This is a genomic window from Streptomyces sp. NBC_00310 (assembly GCF_036208085.1).
GTDB lineage: Bacteria > Actinomycetota > Actinomycetes > Streptomycetales > Streptomycetaceae > Streptomyces.
Map to the genome: position 1 here is coordinate 7,233,312 of NZ_CP130714.1, position 19,664 is coordinate 7,252,975.

11 protein-coding genes are annotated in these 19,664 nt (G+C 71.1%); 2 read left to right on the top strand and 9 right to left on the bottom strand.

The genetic code is table 11. The features are described from left to right. Positions 1-108: 108 nt before the first annotated feature. From OG202_RS31795 to OG202_RS31815, 5 genes are all read right to left on the bottom strand, one after another. Complete coding sequence (locus tag OG202_RS31795; protein WP_328223965.1) at positions 109-2,286, bottom strand: DEAD/DEAH box helicase; 2,178 nt, start codon at positions 2,284-2,286, stop codon at positions 109-111. After that, positions 2,283-3,626 carry a BREX system ATP-binding protein BrxD gene (gene brxD, locus OG202_RS31800; RefSeq protein WP_328223966.1) on the bottom strand — a complete coding sequence of 448 codons (1,344 nt, stop codon included), beginning with the start codon at positions 3,624-3,626 and terminating at the stop codon, positions 2,283-2,285. The genes OG202_RS31795 and brxD overlap by 4 nt, the downstream gene beginning before the upstream one ends. After that, a complete protein-coding gene (pglZ, locus tag OG202_RS31805) occupies positions 3,623-6,385 on the bottom strand; it encodes a BREX-2 system phosphatase PglZ (protein WP_328223967.1) in 2,763 nt (920 codons plus the stop codon). Before pglZ ends, brxD begins: the two co-directional genes overlap by 4 nt. Beyond that, on the bottom strand, positions 6,382-10,302 hold the full coding sequence (locus OG202_RS31810; protein WP_328223968.1) for a hypothetical protein: 3,921 nt from the start codon (positions 10,300-10,302) through the stop codon (positions 6,382-6,384). The genes pglZ and OG202_RS31810 overlap by 4 nt, the downstream gene beginning before the upstream one ends. A 156-nt stretch (positions 10,303-10,458) precedes the next feature. Continuing rightward, a complete protein-coding gene (locus tag OG202_RS31815; RefSeq protein ID WP_328223969.1) occupies positions 10,459-10,941 on the bottom strand; it encodes an ATP-binding protein in 483 nt (160 codons plus the stop codon). A gap of 211 nt (positions 10,942-11,152) precedes the next feature. Between OG202_RS31815 and OG202_RS31820 the strand changes: the two genes are divergently transcribed. Then, on the top strand, positions 11,153-12,019 hold the full coding sequence (locus OG202_RS31820) for a helix-turn-helix domain-containing protein (protein ID WP_443052307.1): 867 nt from the start codon (positions 11,153-11,155) through the stop codon (positions 12,017-12,019). Next, complete coding sequence (locus OG202_RS31825; protein WP_328223970.1) at positions 12,016-12,225, top strand: DUF397 domain-containing protein; 210 nt, start codon at positions 12,016-12,018, stop codon at positions 12,223-12,225. Before OG202_RS31820 ends, OG202_RS31825 begins: the two co-directional genes overlap by 4 nt. 70 nt (positions 12,226-12,295) lie before the next feature. Here the strand turns inward: OG202_RS31825 and pglX are convergent, their stop codons facing one another. The 4 genes from pglX to OG202_RS31845 all read right to left on the bottom strand — a co-directional run bounded on the left by pglX (position 12,296) and on the right by OG202_RS31845 (position 19,657). Continuing rightward, positions 12,296-16,129, bottom strand: coding sequence for a BREX-2 system adenine-specific DNA-methyltransferase PglX (gene pglX, locus OG202_RS31830; protein ID WP_328223971.1), 3,834 nt, complete (start codon positions 16,127-16,129; stop codon positions 12,296-12,298). A gap of 113 nt (positions 16,130-16,242) precedes the next feature. After that, entirely contained in the window at positions 16,243-17,733 is a 1,491-nt protein-coding gene (locus OG202_RS31835; protein ID WP_328223972.1) for a hypothetical protein, read from the bottom strand. Next, the gene (locus OG202_RS31840; RefSeq protein WP_328223973.1) at positions 17,730-19,166 is read right to left on the bottom strand and encodes a KGGVGR-motif variant AAA ATPase; all 1,437 of its coding nucleotides are present in this window, start codon (positions 19,164-19,166) and stop codon (positions 17,730-17,732) included. Before OG202_RS31840 ends, OG202_RS31835 begins: the two co-directional genes overlap by 4 nt. Further along, complete coding sequence (locus OG202_RS31845; protein ID WP_328223974.1) at positions 19,163-19,657, bottom strand: hypothetical protein; 495 nt, start codon at positions 19,655-19,657, stop codon at positions 19,163-19,165. The genes OG202_RS31840 and OG202_RS31845 overlap by 4 nt, the downstream gene beginning before the upstream one ends. Between the last annotated feature and the right edge of the window lie 7 nt (positions 19,658-19,664).

Consider the following 19,664-nt stretch of genomic DNA (forward strand, 5'->3'; position numbering starts at 1 on the left):
GAGCTGACACACAGACAGATCAGAAGGGGGCCGACTCTTCGGAGTCGGGCCCTTCGTCTTTGTCGCGCCGACGTGGGGCCAGGGTGGTCGCAAATCGAATCAACCAGTTCACCCGTCGGGCTGAAGCATCGCAAACCGGACCGGTTCTCCGAGGGCAAAGCAGGCGCCCTTCTCATCCACGGTGCGTGCGGCCAGTGTTGCCTCGGCCAGCCTGGGTGGAAGTGCCTCGGCGAACTTCAGGCCGTGTACGGCTCGCCAGTCGATCTCGGGCAGGGTCATGCCCTCTCGCGCCTGGGCCATGGCGTTCGCCCAGTCCTGGTGAGTGAGGTCGTCCCGCAGCCGGATCCAGTGGGCATGGGCGCGTCGCTGGGGTGACACGGCGGGCGCCAGAGTGGCGGCGAGTGTGGCGTTGGCGCGGTGGCCGGCCCAGGTCCACCAGCGGACGTCCCCGCCAGGGCGGCGGGCGATGACCGTACTTCCGGGATGCACTGTGTCCAGGTGCGCCTCACGGGCCTGAGCGAGGTGTGCTGCGGCCCGCCCGGTGAGGCGCACCGGCGGGTCTTCTCCGAGGAGGACGTCGCGTGCGGCCCGGGTGAGCTCGAAGGAGAGGATCCGTTCGGCGCCGAAGCCACTCCATCGGGCTCGCCCGCCTTCGTCGACCGGGATGACGAAGCAGCGACGCCGGCTGAAGTCGATGTGGGTGACCTGCCAACTGCGTCCGGCCAGCAGAACCCTGCGTGGACCTTGGACTTCCTCGGTGAGCAGGTCGGGGTCGGTCCGACCGACCTCGGTGCGGCCGTTGAGGACGGTGAACTCGGGTGGCGCGGTGAACACGGCCGTCAGGTTCATGAAATGGCAGTGGCCGTAACGGTGTTCGGCCTGCGGGCCGATGAACAGAAGGCCCGAGTCCTGGTCGAGGTAGCCCTGTTCGACCAGGTGGCGGACCACAGGCGCCGCTCCGGGCCCGAAGGGGCCGATGCCGCCCCACCACTCCTGCCACAAGTTCTCGCCGACCCGGTGCTCCTGAAGGCACAGCGCCAGCAGTTGCTGGGCGACGAGATGACGGGGCTCCGGGGGTGGGGTGACGGGCTCCACCCAGTTGCGTGACCACTGCAGCAGAAGGGCCGCCGAGGCGAGGAGCCCGTCGTCGTCCAGTGCGAGGAAGAGGCAGTTGCGGCTGCTGCCGGGGCGGCGTCCGGTCCTGCCGAGCCGCTGGAGGAACGCGGCGACGGTACGGGGTGCGTCGAGCTGGATGACCCGGTCAAGGTCGCCCACGTCAATGCCGAGTTCCAGCGTGCTGGTCGAGACGATCACGCAGTCCCGGGCCTCGGCGAAAGCCGATTCGGCCCGTCTGCGTTCGTCCACGGAGAGCGACGCGTGGGAGAGGAAGGTCGTCACGCCACGCAGGCGTAGCTGCTCGCCCAGTTCTTCGACGGTGCGCCGGCTCTCGCAGAAGACGAGGCGTTTCTCACCACGGTGGAGAGCGGCGATGACGATTGCGGCGTTGGCGACGGAGCCGACGTAGTCCAGTTCGATGTCCCCGGCCGGGTGTCTGGTCTCTGCCGTGGGCAACTGCTGCTGCCCGGAGCCGGGGGCGATGACGCGGCCGGGGCGCCTGCCGTGTCCTGAGCCCTGGAGCCAGTCCAGCAGCTCGGCGGGGTTGCCGACCGTCGCGGAGAGGCCGACGCGCTGGAGCGGACGGTTCGCGACGCGTCCCAGACGCTCGAGCACGGCGAGCAGGTGCCAGCCACGGTCGTCCCCGGCGAAGGCGTGCACTTCGTCGATGACGACCGAGTGGAGTCCGCTGAAGAAGGAGCGATGGTCGACATGGGTGCTGACCAGCATGGACTCCAGGGACTCCGGCGTGGTCAGCAGGATGTCCGGGCGTTGCACGAGCAGACGGCGGCGACGCGCGGTGGTGATGTCGCCGTGCCACAGCCCCGTGCTGCGGCCCAGCCAGCCCGCGTAGGTCTCCAGGCGGGGGTGCAGGTTGTTGAGGAGGGCCTTGAGCGGGCACACGTACAGCACGCTGGTGCCCTTCCAGCCCCGCTGGTTCATCCGGCTCAGCAGGGGGAAGACGGCTGCTTCGGTCTTGCCGCCCGCGGTGGGGGCCAGCAGCACGGCGTCCTCACCGGCGAGGAGCGGGGCGACCGCTTCCTCTTGCAGTGGTCGCAGGGTGTGCCAGCCGAGGGTGTTGACGACGTGGTGTCCGAGCACGGGGTCGAGGAGGTCGAAGGCGTCGGGCGCGGACCACTCGCCCGCCGGGTCGGGAGGCGCGTGCGTCACGGCAGGTCCAGCGGGACGTCGGCCGCGCTGGTTGCCGTGCCGACCGCAGCATTGCGCTCGGTGTCGCTCAGCTCGGCCGCGTGCAGGGTGAGGGAGTAGTGCCTGCGCGGGTCGAAGTCCTCGAACTCGTCGACGCGGTCCAGGACGTCGGCGATCAGCTTGCGCAGGTACAGACGGGGCGCGATGCCGACCTTGCCGCCGAGTGCGCCGGTGACCGCGCGGGCCAGCTCGTCTAGGTAGGCGTCGTCCGCGCGCGTCGCAAGCCGCTCGGGGTGGCGGGCGTCGGCCGCGTAGATGTCGCGGGCCTTGCGCCCCAGTTCACCGAGCGAGGCAAGGTCGAAGCCCGGCAGACGCAGCTGGACGGCCCGTGGGGAGTCGAAGCGCGCATCGGTGGTGAAGTCGGTGGCGAGGCGCTGGGCGAGGGGCGCGAGGCGCTGTACGCCCTGCTGGCCGTCGTAGAAGGCGGGGGTGCCGGTGATGACGAGGAACAGGCCTGGGAAGCGTCCGGTGTCGATCTCGTCGAGGAGCTGACGGAGAGCGTTCAGGGACTTCTCGCGGACGTCGCCGCGCACCCGCTGCAGGGTCTCCACTTCGTCGAGGACGAGCAGGAGCCCGGGGTGTCCGCAGTCCCGCAGCACCGTGAGCAGCCCCTGGAGGAAGCCGAGGGCGGCGAAGTGATCGAGGTCGCCGCGGATTCCGGCGGCTCGCTTCGCGGCGGCGGCCACCGACTTCTGCCCGCCCAGCCAGGCGATCAGGGCCTCGGCGAGGGCGCCGTCACCTGCCGCCACAGCCCGCCGGTAGCCGCGCAGCGCTGCGGAGAAGGCGGGGGTCGTACGGGCGACGGCGGTGAGCCGCTGTTCGAGGAGTACGTCGACGGCGTCCGCCAGCGCCGCCTCGTCGTCGTCCGCCAGGTCGCCTCCGGCCAGCGCCTCCTCCTCCAAGGCGTAGAACCAGGAGTCGACGACGGCGCGCAGCGCGGACGGCTGGTGGGTGGCGGTGGTGAGCCGTTCGGTGAGCCTGCGGTAGACGGTCTCCAGACGGTGCAGCGGGGTCTCGGTCTCGGAGATCTGGACCTCGCTGACGGCGAGTCCGCGACGTTTCGCCTGTTCGGCGAGCCAGCGGGCGAAGAACGTCTTGCCGGAGCCGTACTCGCCGCGCAGGGCGTGGAAGGCGGCGCCGCCGCGGGCGACGGTGGCCAGGTCGTCGTCGAGGGCGCCCTCGAAGCGCTCCAGACCGACGGCGAACAGGCCGAGCCCCGTCTGCGGGACGGTGCCGCGCCGCAGCGCGTCGACGACGTCGCGGCGGCGCGCGCCGCTGATGTCGAGGGCCGGGCGGGTCATGCGGGGCCTTCCGGGGATGGGAACTGCTGGGTGAGGAGGGCGCCGTCGAGTTGCACGGTGCGGCCCGACTCGATCAGCTGGAGCACGGGGTAGCCGTCGATGTTGAGCAGCCGCTCCAGCATCGTCGCGAAGCGGGCGGGGTTGCGCTGCGACTTGCCGGTGGCGGCCTGGGCGGCCGTGGCGACGGCCCCGGGCGACAGCTTCCCGCCCGCCGCGTCCAGGGCGTCGATCGCCGCGGCGACGGCCTTGTCGGCGGGTGCGAGGCGGACGAACTCGCGCTGTGTGCGGTACGGGGCGCTGCGTACGGTGCGATCCCCAAGGGTGAGCTCGCCCGTCGCCGCGGTGCTGACGGCAGGCGGCTTCCGCGGCGGCGCGGTGGGGGCCTGCTCGGCCGGCTCCGCCGCCGTTCCCGGCACCGCCTCGGCTTTGGCCCGGTCGGACTCCGTCGTGTTCCACCAGGGCGGCTCGGTCGACTCGGGCGGCAGCAGCGTCCAGCCCGACGGAACGCTCCCCCCCGCCGGCACCAGGGTGATCACGGGAACGGTGACCTCGGCGAGGGAGGCTCCGCCGTGATAGCCGGCCTGCCGGGAGGTGTAGCGCAGGTCGTCGCGCCAGGCGGCGACGATGCGCCTGCCGTCGGTCAGCACCCGCGGCCCTGCCAGGAGGACTTCGCCGTCGCCCGGCTCTCCCGTGCGCCAGCGGGCTCCGCGCACCCCCGGGACATCGGCGGGCTGGTGACCGCGCTCGGTGCGGTCGATGAGGTGCCCGTGGTCCGAGACGAGCACGACGGGACGTCCGTAGTCGCGGGCGGCGTTGAGCAGGTCGGGCAGTTTCCCGATGTCGGCCAGGCCCCAGCTGCCGGTGGTTCCCTCCCGGCCGTCGGCCAGGGCGTCGTCGATGGTGTTGACGACGACGCCCACGACGTCGTCGGAGGCGAGGGCCTGGACGACTTCCGGGGCCAACCGGTGACCGGGCGGGCCCTCGTATCCGCCCTTGTGGAAGAGGTGCGCGCCGCGATGGCGTTTGCGCCAGAAGGTGGCGAACCCGGTGCGCTCGGCGGCCTGGCCCCCCTCGGAGGGACGGCCGCACAGCAGCGACGCCCGGCTGACACGGGTCACGGACGGCAGCATGGACACCGCCGCCTGCCGGTGTGGCAGAGCGCCCTTCGCTGCGCCGGGCACGATCTCGGTCCACGCCCGCCGGTCGAGTTCCCCGGCGATCCGGACGGCGATGTCCGCGCTCATCCCGTCGAGGACGAGGACCAGGGGACGGCCGCCGCCCTGGGCGAGCGGAGCCGCCGCCTTGGCGAGGACGTCCTCGATGAGCAGGGCGCCGCCGTTGGCCTGCTGGCAGGCGGTCTCGGACCAGGAGGCCAGGACTTCCGCGAAGCGGGCGTCGAGAGCGGCCCGGCGCTCCCGCGCCGCTCCTATCAGCCGCCGGTAGGCCTCGCCGACGGACGCGTCACGGGAGGCGTCTCCCTCCGTGAGGACGCCGATGGCCAGGTCGGCCCGACCCGATGAGGACAGGTGGTCCTGGACGGCCTTACCGACGGTCGCGGGAGGGGCGGATTCGGTGGCGAGCCAGCGCATCAGACGCACGGCGGTGCGGGCGGTCTCGGTGGACTCGCCGTGCAGCGCGGCGAGCTGATGAGCGGTCAGGCGGTGCAGGGCGGACTCGGCGAGCGCGGGCGCGCCCGCGCCGTGGCTGCCGAGGCAGGCGGCCAGGGTCCGCAGCCGCCCGAGGTAGCCGGACGGGAGCAGCCGGTCGTCCCGGACCAGGTCGGTCAGGCGGGCGTCGGCGGCGAGCCGGTCGGCGCGTTCGAGGACGGCCAGTACCCGGGAGCGGGCCGGCGCGGACGGCGAGCCGGTGCCCTCGGCCTGCGCGATCCAGCGCGTGAGCACGCCCGTGGCGGCGTCGGCGAAGGGCCGCAGCGTGTCGAAGGACGCCAGGGCCTGACCGAACAGGGTGCCCAGCGCGAACCCCGCCGCCTCCGCCGACGGAGAGCGCAGGGCGGCCGACGCGAGGACCCCCAGCGGCAGGGCGTCGTTGCCCCGGCCCTCGGACGCGAGCGTCAGCAGGGTGGGGGCGGCGGGCCCGACGGCCCTGGACAGCCAGGTTTCCAGGCCGCGCTGTTCGTCCTTCGGCAGGGTGGCGTAGAGGGCCGGTCCGGCCGGGGTGCGGGTCCAGGCGAACAGGGTGTCGGCGTCCAGGTCCAGGGTGTCGGACGCGGGGTCGCCGAGCCCGAGGCGCGCTGCGATCAGGGCGCGTACCGCCCGGTCGCGGGTGAGGACGGCACCGACCCGGGGCCAGCCGTCGAGGGGCTCGGCCTGGAGCAGCGCGTCGAGCAGCCAGTGCTCGCCCAGCATCCGCGGGTCGAGGTCGGTGGCGCCGAAGAGCTGCGTGACGATCTCGGCGCGGTCGACGGGCAGCGGGTGCCGGTGCACGGCGTGGGCGCGCAGGTCCAGGCCGAGCTGGTCGGGGGGCACGGTGCCGGTGACGACGAGGACGCTGTCGTCCGGGGCCGCGCCGCCCGCCAGGTGGCGGTGCCAGGCGTCCGCGACGCCGAGCGGGGAGTGCTGGTCGCTGACGACGACGCGGCGGCGCCCGCTGCCGACGGCGACGGTGAACTCGCTGTCCTTCTCCTCGGGGTCCCAGACCGCGTCGACCAGCACGAGCCGACGGTCTGGTGCGTTCTCCAGCTCGGTCCGCAGGAGGACTTCGATGGCACGCCGGCCGGCGACGGGCCGGGTGGCCGTCACCGCCCCTCACCGCCCGGTTCGGCCCGCCAGGAGATCTCGACCGGGGTGTCCGGGTGCAGGACGCGGAACGCCTCGATCTCCTCGCGTACGGCGGTCAGGTCGGCGTGGAGCGCCGCCGGGCCGGGGGCGATGACCCGGCGGGCGGCCCGCCGCGGACCGGAGTCCCCGGGGGCGGGCTCGGGGTCCCAGGACAGCGGCTCCTGTGCCGGCGCGGCCGTGCCCGCCGGATCCGGGGAGCTCGGGTTCGAGGAGACCGGCGGGACACCGTGCCGGGACAGTGGGATGTGGCCTGCGGCCGTGGCGGGGCCCGGCTCGGCGGGTTCGCCTGTGGGGGCGGGCCGTTCCAGTCGCAGGGCTGCGTCCAGCAGGGCGAGCCCGGCTTCCCGAACCTCTCCGAGCACGGGGACCAGGGACCGCTCCCGTTCCGGGGCGCGCGCGGCCTCGCCGATGCGGTCCACGAGCCGCTGGGCGCGGTCGCCGATGCTGTCGTCGCGGCCGGCCAGACCGCGCACGCTGGACAGCAGCCGCCAGTCGGTGCCGTCCAGTGCGGCGAGCACGGCGGCGGCGCTGTCCATGGCGTGGGACAGGTCCCGCGCGGGCGTCTCGTAGGAGGCCGAGGCCAGCTCGGACACCAGCCCGGTGGCGTCGTCGGGGTGACGCACGAGGCGGGCCAGGAGGGCGGCGGCCTCGCGCAGCACGGCGACGCGCGGCGCCGCGGCTTCCCCGGTCGTCTCCCCGTCGAGCCCGAGGAGCGCGGCGTGCCGCCGCAGCGCGGAGCGCACCCCGTCCACGTCCCTCTCGTACGCGGTCGCCCTGGCCAGGACGTCGGCGGCGAGCCGGCCCACGTTGCGCGCGAACAGGCCCGGCTTGCCGACGACTCCGAACAGCGTTCCGGCACGGTCCCGGGCGGTGGAGTACTCCTCCGCGGTGGGCAGCTGCTGGGCGCGCAGCTTCCAGCCGAGGCCGATCTCCGAGAGCGGCGGCGGCGAGGTCTCGGTGCCGGAGTACAGCGCCCAGGAGCGGTCGTCGAAGAGGGCGTAGGCGGCGATGAGCAGGCTGGAGACGTGCTTGTCCAGGCCACGCAGGCCGAGATCGTCCCTGATCCAGTTGCGGATGTCCTCCACCGACAGCTCGCCGTGCTCCCCGTGGGCGGCGGCGGCCTGGTTGATCCGCGTGCGCCACTGGTCGCCCTTCACCACGAGCGGACCGTCGTGGACCGTGCCCAGCTCCAGAGGCTCCAGGACGCGCTTCACGGGGCGCAGGTCCTTCGGGTCGACCTCGGCCCGGCCGCCTTCGTCCATGGCCCGGGTGAGCCACTTCAGTGCCGTGGCCAGCTCGCCCTGTGTGACGGCCCTGGGCGTGCTGCCCTGTCCCGGGCCGAAGTCGGGGTGCTTGTCGTAGAGGGCGGAGAGCAGCCCGTCGGCGAGCTGGGCGACGGCCTGGTCGAACGGCTTGCTGCCCTCGGGCTGCGGACGCGGGAACTGGGGCTGCAGGGACAGTACGTGCCGTCCGTCGGGCACCTCGGCGCCCCGCGTGTCCTCCTTGGGCTCGGCCAGCCCGTACACCTCGCGCAGCGACTCGACCAGCGTGCGGGTGAGGTTGTCGCGCCCGTGCTCCAGCTGGCGGCGGGCCTTGAGGCGGTCGTCCGGCGGGAAGTTCCGGGTGTAGTCGGACAGCCGGTCGCGCTCCAGCAGGAAGTTGATCCGCATCAGCCGGCCCAGCTGGGCCTTGCGCTGCTCGGAGAAGTGGTCGCACAGCCACACCAGCACGGGAGCGCCGGGAGGAGGCTTGCGCAGGCCGACGACGCGACGGTAGGCGTCGTCGGGGGAACGGCCGGGCTCCTCGTCGAAGGGACAGTCGAGGATGATCCGCAGGTTGCCCGCGGTGGCCGGCTCGAAGGCCTCGTCCGCGACCCGGCGCGGGTTGCGGACCGTGTCGAAGACGAACTCCACGGTGCGCTCGGAGCCACGCCACACGATCTTCTTCTCGTCGATGAACTGGCCCTGCCGGTCGGTGAGGCCCAGTTCCTCCCACAGTCGTTCGCGCAGCCAGGTGCGCCGCGTACCGGCCTTGTCCTCGCCGACGACGGCGTCGAGGATCGGGTCGACGTCCAGTTCGGACAGGTGCAGCGAGAAGACGGGGTCGTCGTCGCCCTCGGAGCGCAGTTCGGTGGGGAACTCGCCCTGCAGTGCCCGCATCCGCTCGATGACCTTGTCCCTCACGGGCACGGCGCGGGAGCGCACCGAGCCGTGGTTCAGGGCGGCGAGCCGGGAGGCGGTCAGACGGCGCAGCGCGGGCACGTCGGGGGCGAGAGCGGCCAGCAGCAGCGTCTTGACGAAGCGCTCGTCGGCGATGAGGCCGGGGTGGTCGGCCCGCTGGTACTTGTCCAGGAGGAAGCGGCGGGCCTTGGCGTGGAACCGGCGCGCGGTGTCCGACTCCTGCTGCAGTTTGGCGGTGAAGGCGGTGCTGGTGTTGTCGACGAGGACGTCCCACAGGTCGCCGAGCGGTATCAGCCGGCCGACCTCGGCGTCGGCGTTCCTCTCCAGGAGCTGCTGGACGAGCTTGAGGCCGGTGCGCTCGCGCTGGAGCGCCCCGGACAGGGCGACGAGCACGTTCAGCAGGGCGGGCGAAAGGGGATAGACGGACCGGAAGTCCTCCCAGCTCGCGCCGGTCGCTCCCTCCCCGTCGAGCAGCACGTCCTTGACGATCTGGCTCGCCTTGTCGACCCCGGCGAACGCGGCGTCGAGTACCTGCTCCTGTCCGGGGAGCGGCTTGAGGACGCGCTCCTTGATGATCTCGGGGAGGTTGCGGTCCTCCAGGTCGATGACGGTGACGCGCTCCTTCAGGTACTCCAGGGCCTGCTGGAGGTTCTCCACGTCCGAGCCGAGGATGTCGGATCCCACGAGCTGGGACAGGTCCCGCTGGCGGGAGATGAAGGAGATGATCGGCACCGGCCGGTCGGGGTTGCTGGACTCGATCAGCTTGACGAGCTTCTGGATCTCGTCGTTGATGAACGTCCGGTTGGACATCCTGGCCTGCAGCCACAGCACCAGCTCGTCCAGGAACAGCACCACGCCGTCGTAGTTGAGCAGCCGGGCATGCTTGCTGATCTCGCTGAGCCCGTCGTCCAGCGACACGTACGCGGCCGCGTCACCGCTGACCGTGTCCGCGTAGTGCTTGTTGGGCCCCTTGAACAGGGCGGTCAGCAGCTGGTCGCGCCGCGGGTCGCCGGCCGGTGCGTCGAAGGCCTCGTCGAGGCCCGGGCCGGTCCAGCCGAGGGCGGGGACGGTACCGATGGGCTGGAGCTCTCCGTCGTCGTCCTCGTCGTCCCCACTGTCGGAGGCGGGCGCCGTGGCGGGCTCCGGCAGCAGCCCGATGAATGCCTCGTCACCGATCTTCGCGCGCAGCTCACGCGCGTCCGCGAGCAGGGAGTCGGCCCGGAACACCAGCGGTGTGGAGGCCTCGGGCCGCTCCCGGCGTACGGTCTTCACGTAGCCGCCGAACAGCGCGGACTCCAGGCTGGCGGCGCCCACCAGGTGGTAGGGCACCATCAGGAAATTCTTGCCGGGCAGCCAGTCGTCGTGCTCGGCGACCACCTCGCGCAGCCGGGGCTTGGCCCGGGCAGCCGCATCCCCGTTGAGCACGGCGTGCAGCACGGTCAGGAAGTGGCTCTTACCGGAACCGAAGGAACCGTGCAGGTACGCGGCGTGCGAGGCGTTCTTGCGCAGGGCGCTGCCGACCAGCTTGAGGGCCTTGCGGAACTCCCCCTGCAACTGTTCCGTGACCACGTACTCGTCGATCGACCCGGCATCCCTGCCGGTGAACCCCTCGGACAGGGCGACCTTGAAGTCACCGGAGAGCACGTCCTCCTTGATGTCGAGGACATCCCTCAGTACGGTCCCGCTGCCTCGCCCCATCAGCCGCTTCCGCTCCCCACAACCTCGTCGAGCCCGGCTGCCGCGGCCGGGCTTCCGGCGGGCACCGGCCTTCGCCCGTGTCCCGCACACACATGCCTGTCTATCCTGCCAGGGGCGAGGGCACGGGTGGGACGGCAGGGAAGATCGACGTATCCGTCAGGACGGCCCGCCGGTGCCTCCGACGCCTCCGGGGCGTGCGACGGACAGCACCGCCCACACCGTCTTGCCCGGACCGCCTGTGCGGGGCGTCACGCCCCACGTCTCGGCGAGCGCCTCGACGATCAGCAGGCCACGGCCCGTCTCCGCGTCGGCCGCGTCCGCGGCGCCCGGCTCGATGGCGGGGCGGCGCTCGCCCCGGGTGTCGGTGACCTCGATCCGCAGCCGCCCGTCGGCACGAAGCAGCTGGAGCTGGGCGTCCCGGCCGGGTACGCGCCCGTGGGTGACAGCGTTGGCGGCGAGCTCGGCGACGACGAGGGCGGCCGTCTCGTTGACCTCGGAGCCGTACGGGTGCCCCCAGGAATCCAGGCAGTACGAGGTGAGCCGACGGGCCAGGCGGGCGCCGCGCGGGGTGGAGGTGAACCGCAGCTCGAAGGTCGTGGAGGCGGAGGTGGGGGTGGCACTGTCCGTGAGGGGGGTCATGCGTCGACGGTGGCGCGGGCGGGGCGGCTGCGGCCAGGGGGTGAGGCGGTACGGCGGGGGACTGTGGGGGTGGGTGGGGTGGTTGTCGGGGGTGTCGGGGCGGAGGGGCGGTGGTGGGTCACTCGTATGGGAGAACGCCGGGTGAAGGGGCCGTGACGGTGCTGGAATTGACTGTCTGTGAGGGTGGCTGAGCGGTCGGTCGAGGGGACGGGTGAGCGTGGAGCTGGTGGACGACGGGGTTTCCGGGGCGGGCGTGGTGGACGGGGCCGACGGTACGGACGCGGGGAACGGGTTCCTGCGTTGCTTCGGGCGCCAGATGAAGCTGCTGCGCGAGGCGGCGGGCCTTACCCAGGCGGAGTTGGGGGCGCGGGTCGGGTACGGGGAGGCGCAGATCGCCGCGGTCGAGCAGGGGCGGCGGATTCCCAAGCCGGAGCTGGTGGACGCGGTGGACCAAGTGGTGGGCGGAGGTGGGGTGCTGTCGGCGATGAAGGGGGAGGTGGGGAGGGCTCGGTATCCGGGGTTCTTCCGCAAGTACGCCCAACTGGAGGCGCAGGCCACGAAGCTGAACTGCTACGACAACCACGTGGTCAAGGGGCTGCTCCAGACCGAGGACTACGCGCGAGCGGTCTTCGAGATGTGGCGCCCGATCCTCGACGCCGAGACTGTTGAACAGCGCATCGCCGCTCGTATGGACCGACAGAAGCTGTTCGCCCGGCGGCCCGCACCGCTGATGAGCTTCGTCATCGAGGAAGTGGTGCTGCGTCGGCCGCTGGGCGGGCGCCAAGTGATGCGAGGGCAGTTGGAACAACTCCTGCTGTTCGGGCATGAGCGGAACATCGAGATCCAGGTCATGCCGACCGGGCGAGACGAACACGCGGGCCTGGCCGGGGCATTCACATTGCTCCAGATCGGAGACCAGCGCAGGATGGCCTACATGGAGGTGCAGGACGAGAGCGCCCTGCACTCGGACCCCAAGAAAGTCGGGGTCCTTGAATCGACCTATGGCACCCTGCGGGCGCAGGCACTCACCCCGAGGGAGTCGCTGGCCTTCATCGAGCAGCTGTTGGGAGAGCAATGAAGACGCTGGATTCCGCGCCGGACGCACGGGAGCTGGTCTGGGTCAAGAGCAGTTACAGCGCAGGCAATGGCGGGGACTGCGTGGAGATGGCCCGGACGGATGCGCTGATCCACGTCCGGGACTCCAAGCGGGCTTCGGGACCGGTTCTCACGGTCGCCCCCACGGCGTGGACCGCGTTCCTGCGGCTGGACGCCGGGCGAGACTGACAGTAACGGTTCGCATGCGAGGGGGTGGGGACTGCACATCCCCGCTCCCTCAACTGCCTCGCAACTTGGCCTACTTGCTAGCCCTGCCTCGCTTCTTCTCGGGGCGCCAGGCAGCGAGGTCGTCCCGGGAGAGATTCCGTCCATACATGCCGGCGACGAGGGCACTGTTGAAGTCCTCGGCCGGGTTGCCCTCCCACTCGTCGTCGTACTCGTCGTGCCACTGCTTCACCCAGGGCATGACCTCCGCGAGCCCGGCGAGGAGCGGAACGAAACGGGGGTCCTCCTTGGGCCAGCCGTCGACGTTCAGACGGTCGTTGAGGAGGTTGACCAGGGCCTCGGCCTGATGGCGGTGGTTCCAGCCGGCCCAGCCGATGAGGAGGGACGGGTCGTTGTCCGGGCCGGAGTCAGGGTAGGAGATGAACCTCTCCTTGGGCACGTCGAGCTTGCCGCGGTTCGACCAGTAGCTGTGCTTGAGGAAGTCGGCGGACGTGTACTTGGGCGGGGGCTTGATGCCTTGCCGCTCGCCGGTCTCGTCCTCCTTGCGCTGCTCGTCCCAGACCCGCTCCCACTGAGCGCGCTTGCGCAGGCCGGACTCCTTGTAGCGGAGGGTGGCGAGGTGGGGGACGTGTTCGGGTTCGATGACGGTGGCCAGCACGGTGGACAGCGGGACGTCGCGCTTCTTGAGGTACTTGGCGGCGTAGAGCTCGGCGACGGCCCGGACGCCGTCATCGTGACGGAGGGCGTCGGCGAGTTGGTAGATGGTGAGCGCGCGGGGGGAGTCGATCCCGTCCCGCTCCTCGAACCACAGCTCCTCGCGTTCGGTGGCGTCGAGCAGCCAGGCCCGCAGGGCAGCGTCCTCGCGCTTCTCCCAGGAGGCGGTCAGCCAGCGCCTTTTGTACTCGGGTCGTTCGAGGAGGCGGATGTCCTTGTTGTCTTGGATGAGATCGAGCCGCGCCTGAACGATCCGGCGGTAGGACTCGGGCCAGCCGCGACTGGGGATCTCGGTGGTGCGGTTCTCGGTGGATTCGTGCCGCTCGAACCAGGTGGTGTCGGCGCCGCTGCGGGCGAGCGCGATCTCGAACGCGCGCTGCCCGAGCTTGAGTTCTTCGGGTACGTCGGCGCCAGCGATATTGGTCGGATCACTGGGCAGTGTGGTTCGGGCGACCTCGGCAGGCGTGAGCAGTCCGTACAGCCCGTACACAGTCCAGTCCAGCTCCTCCTGAAGCAGAATCATGCGGGCGCGGATGTGCCTCTGTGCGGCCTCGGCGGTGTCTAGGGCTTCGCGGGTGGGGGGCGTGGTCGCGGAAGTGGTGAGGGCGGTGGGCTCGTGGGCGGCCAGTTCTTGGGCGAGGGCATCGAGTTGGCGGGTGAGGGGGAGGGGGAGTTTCTTCGGGAGGGGGAATGCCTGAAGCTTCGTGCCGGTGAACTCGTAGAAGCGTTCCCATTCCTGCGACTTGAAGCCTTCGTTGACCCCCTGACTTCCCTTGTCGTGACTTACTTGCTTCAACCAGAAGCAAGCCACCGACGAGTTCAACACCCCCAGCAACTCCAGGTGCTGTTCCTCGGCGGCACCCTCCGGCAGCTTGATCACCGGGGCAGAACGGTTGAACACCTTCCCACCTCGGTCCAGAACGAAGTGGTTGTGCGTGGCGACGAACGCGAACGCGAGCGACAACGGCGTCCGGTACCGATCCCCCACCCACCGGTACCACGTCCACCAGGGCTCGTTTGACTCGGCACGCGTCTTGCCGCCGAAACCCGTGGTCGACCCGAGTTGCGTCCGCATGGTCCAGAGATGGCGTCCCCAACTGGTCTGTGGCTGATAGGCGACGGGTTCATTCTCGGAGTCGTAAGGCACCAGAGCGGGGGCTTCCGCGTCGATGTCCCAGTCCCGCACCACATCCCCCGTCACGAGGGGACGCCGTAGCACCCGTGCGTCCGGCCGCTGACGGAACCAAGACGCGGTCAGGAAGAAGACCTCGTCCTGCCCCGGGAAACTCGCGAAACCGATCTTCCCGTCAAGAAGATCGCCCAGAGATCGGGGTGCCTTCTCCACCCTGCTCATCAGCCCAGACGCGCCGCCCCCCGAAAGGCTCCACGGAAAGTCGGCCAGACTGGGCCGAGGCAGGTCCTCCACGGTCACCCAAGTCTCAGGCCCCACCCCGGGCTTCCGCCACTGCGAAGTGATCGCGCGCCAAACCTCCCCCTGAGCCGGATCATCCGGCTCCTTCGGCTCCCCCCGAACCCCCAACACCGCCCGAATCGGCTGAGCCTGCCGCGCCACCTGATGGCGCCCCACCAGAATCACCGTCGGCGTACCGTGCCCAGGAATGAACGCCCCGGACGTGTCCAGCACATGAGTCAGCTCAACACCGTGGTAGTTGCGCTTGCGGCGCGTCTGGGGGTCCTTGTACTCGCCCCCGTGGAAGAACGACTGGATCAGCGTCGCCCCGAACTCCCGCTTCATGAACGAGTTCGCCGTGATCTGACCGGTGAAGCCACCATCCCGATGGTCACCGCTCGCCCGCACCGCCAGTTCGAAGATCCGCTGCGCGAACGGCACCGACAGCGCGTACTTCCCGGAGCACGCCCAGTAGATCTTGCGGTAGTTCTCGTTCTCCGCCCTGTCCTTGACCGTGATGTACGGCGGGTTCGCCACGACCACGTGATAGGAGCCGCGGCCCAGCAGGTCGACCTCCTTCACATACCGCGCGACGTCCTCCGTGCGGTAGGTGAACGTCTCGCCCCGCTCGGCGTCATCGAGGGTCGGGTCGGTCTCGCGGCCGGCCTCACGCCCGTGGAGCAGTGAGTCGGCGACCGCGATGCGGATCGGCATGGACGGGGCCGCGGAGAGGCGGTCGACCTTGCACTCCTTGAGCGTGGCGACCAGCAGGCGGAAACGGGCGATGGAGACGGCGAAGGGGTTCTTGTCGGCGCCGTGGACGGACTCCAGGGCGCGGCGGACCAGCGTCCAGTTCTCGGTGCCCTTCTCGGCCTCCCGCCAGGCGGCGAGAACGCGCCGGAACAGACCGAGCAGGAAGTGACCGGAGCCGCAGGCCGGGTCGATGCAGCGCAGGCCGCGGACGACGGAGGCGACCTCACCGTCCTCGTCGATCTCCTCGTACGTCTCGCCCCGCCAGCCCTCGGGGCGGTACTTCCACGCCGGGTCCAGGCCGAACTCCTCCAGAGCGGGGTTCAGGGTGAGGTCGAGGATGAACTCCTCGACGAACTCCGGCGTCTGGAGCAGCGCGTACGTCTTGCGGGCGTACTCGGAGAGGTGCTGGTAGAGGTCGCCGAGGAAACGGGTGTTGAGGTCCGGGTCGGTGAAGTCATGGCGGATGAGGCCGTCGGGGCCGCGTTCGCGCCAGAACGCCAGCAGGCGGGACGCGATGTCGTAGGACGGGTCGAGTTCCCACAGCGGGTTGTGCGCGGGGTCGAAGAGGCCCTCGGCGACCTCGTGCTCGCGGCTGAGGGCGCGGAAGGACTCCTTGAGCCAGTCACGGTCGTTCAGCTCGGGGTGCTCGCGGAAGAACGCGTCGTGGTGGTCCTGCGCCTCGGCGAGACGCTCGCCGGGACCGGAGAGGCGGGCGACGGGAACGAGGCCGTTGTCCTCGCAGAAGCGGACGAAGACGCAGGCGAGGACCCAGGCGGCGGCGATCTGCGTCACCCGCTCCTCCAGCCAGGTCTCCTCGCCGACCTCGGTGCGGCCGGCGTGGACGGCCCGCCCGTACTCGGCCCTGAGCGCCGCGGCCTGCTCGCTGTCGCCGTGGGCGCGCTCGCGCAGGTCGGTCTCCAGGAGCGCGACCTGCTTCTGGAGGTCCTTGAGCAGCGCGTCGTGATCCAGCGACGCGGCGGCCGGCAGGTCCGTCGCGTCGGCGGTCGTCGGGGCTTCCTGGGAGGGCACCGGGGTGTTCCTTCGTTCGGGTCTGCGGCGCGTGCTCTCGCGCCGGTCGGTCCATCCTGCCAGCCCGGACGGCGCGGCGGACCCTCCAGGCAGGGCTTCCCGCCGGGCCCGGCCTACCGCCCGGCCAGCGGAATCCCGCCGAGGCGGCCGAGCCCGAAAGCGAGACGGTAGATGTCGGGCAGGTCCAGAAGCGAGAAGTCGTCGACGCTCTGGTCACGACGGCGCAGCACGCCGAGGTCGATCAGCTCCTGGACGAGCCGCGGCAGGTCGTCGGGGTGACGTGGACCGGTGTGCACCAGTTCGGGGCGGTCTGCCTGGGCGTAGCGGGCCGACTCCTCGCGCAGGAGCAGCGGCAGGGCGCGCTCCTTCCAGAGGTTGATGATCTTGCCCTGGGCGATCGGGACCTGGCAGCCCTTGAGCGGCTCTATCGCCAGTCTCACCCACGGGGTGTCCTCGACGACCTGGTCGACGCGGACCGTGGACGCCTCCCGCACCCCGCTCCGGATCGCGTCGTGATGCAGGGCACGCGTGTGTGAGGGGCGGGTGCGGCGGGTCGTCTCGGCGGCCTCGGCGACGGCCTTGAGGAAACTGCGCGGGCTGATCCGGTCGTTGCTGTCCATCAGGTGGTTGGGCAGCCAGGTGTAGGGGCGGCCCTGGCGGACGTTCGTGCCCATGAACGGGTCGGCGATCCGCTCGAACAGCCGCTGCTGCTCCTTCTCGTCGTTGCGCAGGGCGGACGGAGGCGCGTACCACGTGAGCGTGCGCGTCTCGGACGGCGTCCAGCCTCCGGTGAAGCGGCGGAACCGCAACGCGGCCTCGTCGTCCTCGTTGCCCAGATGGTGGAAGAGCAGGCCGTACAGGTCGGTGCGGGACCACAGCAGACGGGCCGCGTTCCCCGACAGCTTCGACGCGTCGGGGAAGAACTGCTTGGCCGCCTCGAACATGTCGGGGCGCAGGAACACCTTCAGGCGGATGTTGCGGGTGCCGAACCGCATCCGCATCGCCATGCGGAGCAGCTCGGCGATCATCCGGTTACGGGTGTCCCAGTCGGTGTGCAGGTGCTCCAGGCCGTCGAAGACCAGCAGGTGCACCATGCCCTCGTCGGCGGCCCGTGTGTCGGCCCGGGCGATGGCGGATTCCGCCGGGGCGGGGTTGGTCCGCAGCCAGGCGACTCGCTCGGCCCAGTCGGTGGTCTCCCGCGGCCAGGGCTGTTCCAGCGCGGTGAGGAGGACGGCGTACCAGATCTCCTCGGGGAGCGCGCCGCCCGTGAGGAGCGAGGGCAGTACCAGGGGGCCCGGGTAGTGCGGTGACCCCATGTCCATGCCGAAGCCGGGGGTGACGTGCAATCTGAGCAGCCGGGACATGCGGTATTCGAGCGCCGCCGCCTCGCGCAGCCCGGGGTCGAGCAGGGAGCGCGCCCAGAACGTCTTGCCGACGCCCCGGTCACCCTGCACCACGGTCTGGTCCACGTAGAGCGCGGTGCGGTGCGCGTCCAGCATGTACAGGGTGTGCGGGGTGGGGTGCCGGGTGTCCGCGTCCACGGTGCCCTCCAGCGCGCGCGACAGCAGGTCGCGGTACTCGCCGGGGGTCAGCGGCTCGCTCATGGGCGCTCTTCCTCGGACTCGGTGCTCTCGGCGTACTGGTCGGACTCGTCGAACTCGGCGTCGGGCTCCCCGGGCGGCCCCGCCATGATCAGGGGGACGACCGTGTCCAGGAAGTCACGGTACGCGGCCTGGACGAAGGCGCGCTCCTGCCAGTCCGGGGAGTTGGGCACGTTCATGCCGACCAGACCCGGCTCGAACAGGATGGGGATCGCGTGGTGCGGCGCGGAGTCGTCCGTCAGGTCGGGAGCACCGTCCGATGCGCCGGCGAGTTCGCCCGGGGCGACGGAGTCGTAGAGGACGCTGAAGACCGAGTGGGCGTTCTTGCGGAGGGAGCTCAGGTGGGCGTCCATCGAGTAGTGCGCCGAGTCCGGGACCATCGACGCCACCATGCGCAGCTTCCTGCGGATGGCCGGGGCCTGGCCGGACGCGGCCCAGGCCTCGAACAGGTCCCGGTAGCCCGCCCACGTCTGGTCGTTGTCGGCGCCGAACAACAGCGCGTAGTCGCACAGATGGGAGATGGTGACGGCCGCCACGTCGTGGATGCCCGCCCGGCTGTCGAGCAGCACCACGTCGGGCAGGCGACCGCTGTCGCCGCGTTCCACCGCCTGCTCGCAGGCGTGGACGGTGGCGGCCAGCCGGTCGGCGAAGCGGCCCCCTTCCGCGTCGGCGTACACCCGGTTGAGCTTGTCCACATAGCCGTAGGGGACGCCTTCGGTGCCCGCCCCGCGCGCCGGGGCGATCCACAACTCACCCTGGTTGCGCGGCTCGTACCCGGAGCGGGCCACGATCTCCAGACCGTCGGCGTTGCCGAGCGCCGACTCCACCAGATGGTCCACGACGCCGTGTTGGCACAGGCTCCCGCCCGCGAGCAGGAGCGGGCCGACGCCGGGTGACTCCAGGTCGAGGTCGACGACGAGCACGATCTTGCCGTCGTCGGCCAGCCGGCGGGCGAGCACAGAGGCCGCCGTCGTCCGGCCCACGCCGCCCTTGAACCCGTAGAGGGCGGTGCGGCGGGTGCGGGACGCTCCGCCCTCGGCGGCGGAGGGGGTGGTGACGTGAGACCAGTCCTCGCCGACGACCGTGTTGTCGAGGAACCGGATCGAGCCCGTGGTGGGGGTGGCTGCCGCCACCTCCATGGCGCGGGGTGAGGCCGTCAGGGATTTCGGCAGGCGAGTTGCCGACGTCAGGGTGAGGGGGCGCTCTCCGCAGTACCGGCCCAGCCGGGCGGTGACCGACTCACGCCAGCGGTCGGCCTGTTCGCCGCTCGCGCCCTCGCTCCCGTCTTCGTCGCCGTCGTTCACCACGAGGGAGAAGCGGCCGAGGACGTCCCGCACGAGGAGGACGTCAAAGCCCTCCCCGGCGACCTCACGGGCGAAGGCAAAAGCGGCCGGGCGCGCCTGGTCGAAGCGGATCGGGGCGTCGTAGAAGGTCATGGCAGCTTTCCGGTGAACTGGACGTGCGTATGCAACTCGTGGGCGAGGACCGCCGCCTCCTGGCGGCGCGCCATGAGTGAGGTGTCCAAGTGTGTGCCGTCGGTGTAGCGGTCGTCGACGACCCACTGCTCGAAGTCTGCCGAGAGCCTCGTCACGGCCTCGGCGAGAGCTGGGCCGGAACGTCCGTCCAGGAGCAGGCAGAGGGCCGGGCGCACTTCGTGCCAATGCCCCAGTGGTTTACGGTCGCCCGTGTCGGGGTCGTCCCACCAGGGTTTCTTGTCCGGTCTATTCCTCTTGCCGATCATGGACACCCCGTTCGCTGTGCCGAACCGCAGCAGCAACCCCTTCATCAGGCACTCCACCGCAAGTCCGAAAAGATGGTCCGCGGTCAACAGTCGCCCGTCGCCGTGGAGGTAGGAGGCATCCTCGAAGTGCCTTTCCCCCGCGCAGGCGTAGTCCGTCGTGGGTTCTTTGGCGTCATCGTCCGGCACGACGCCG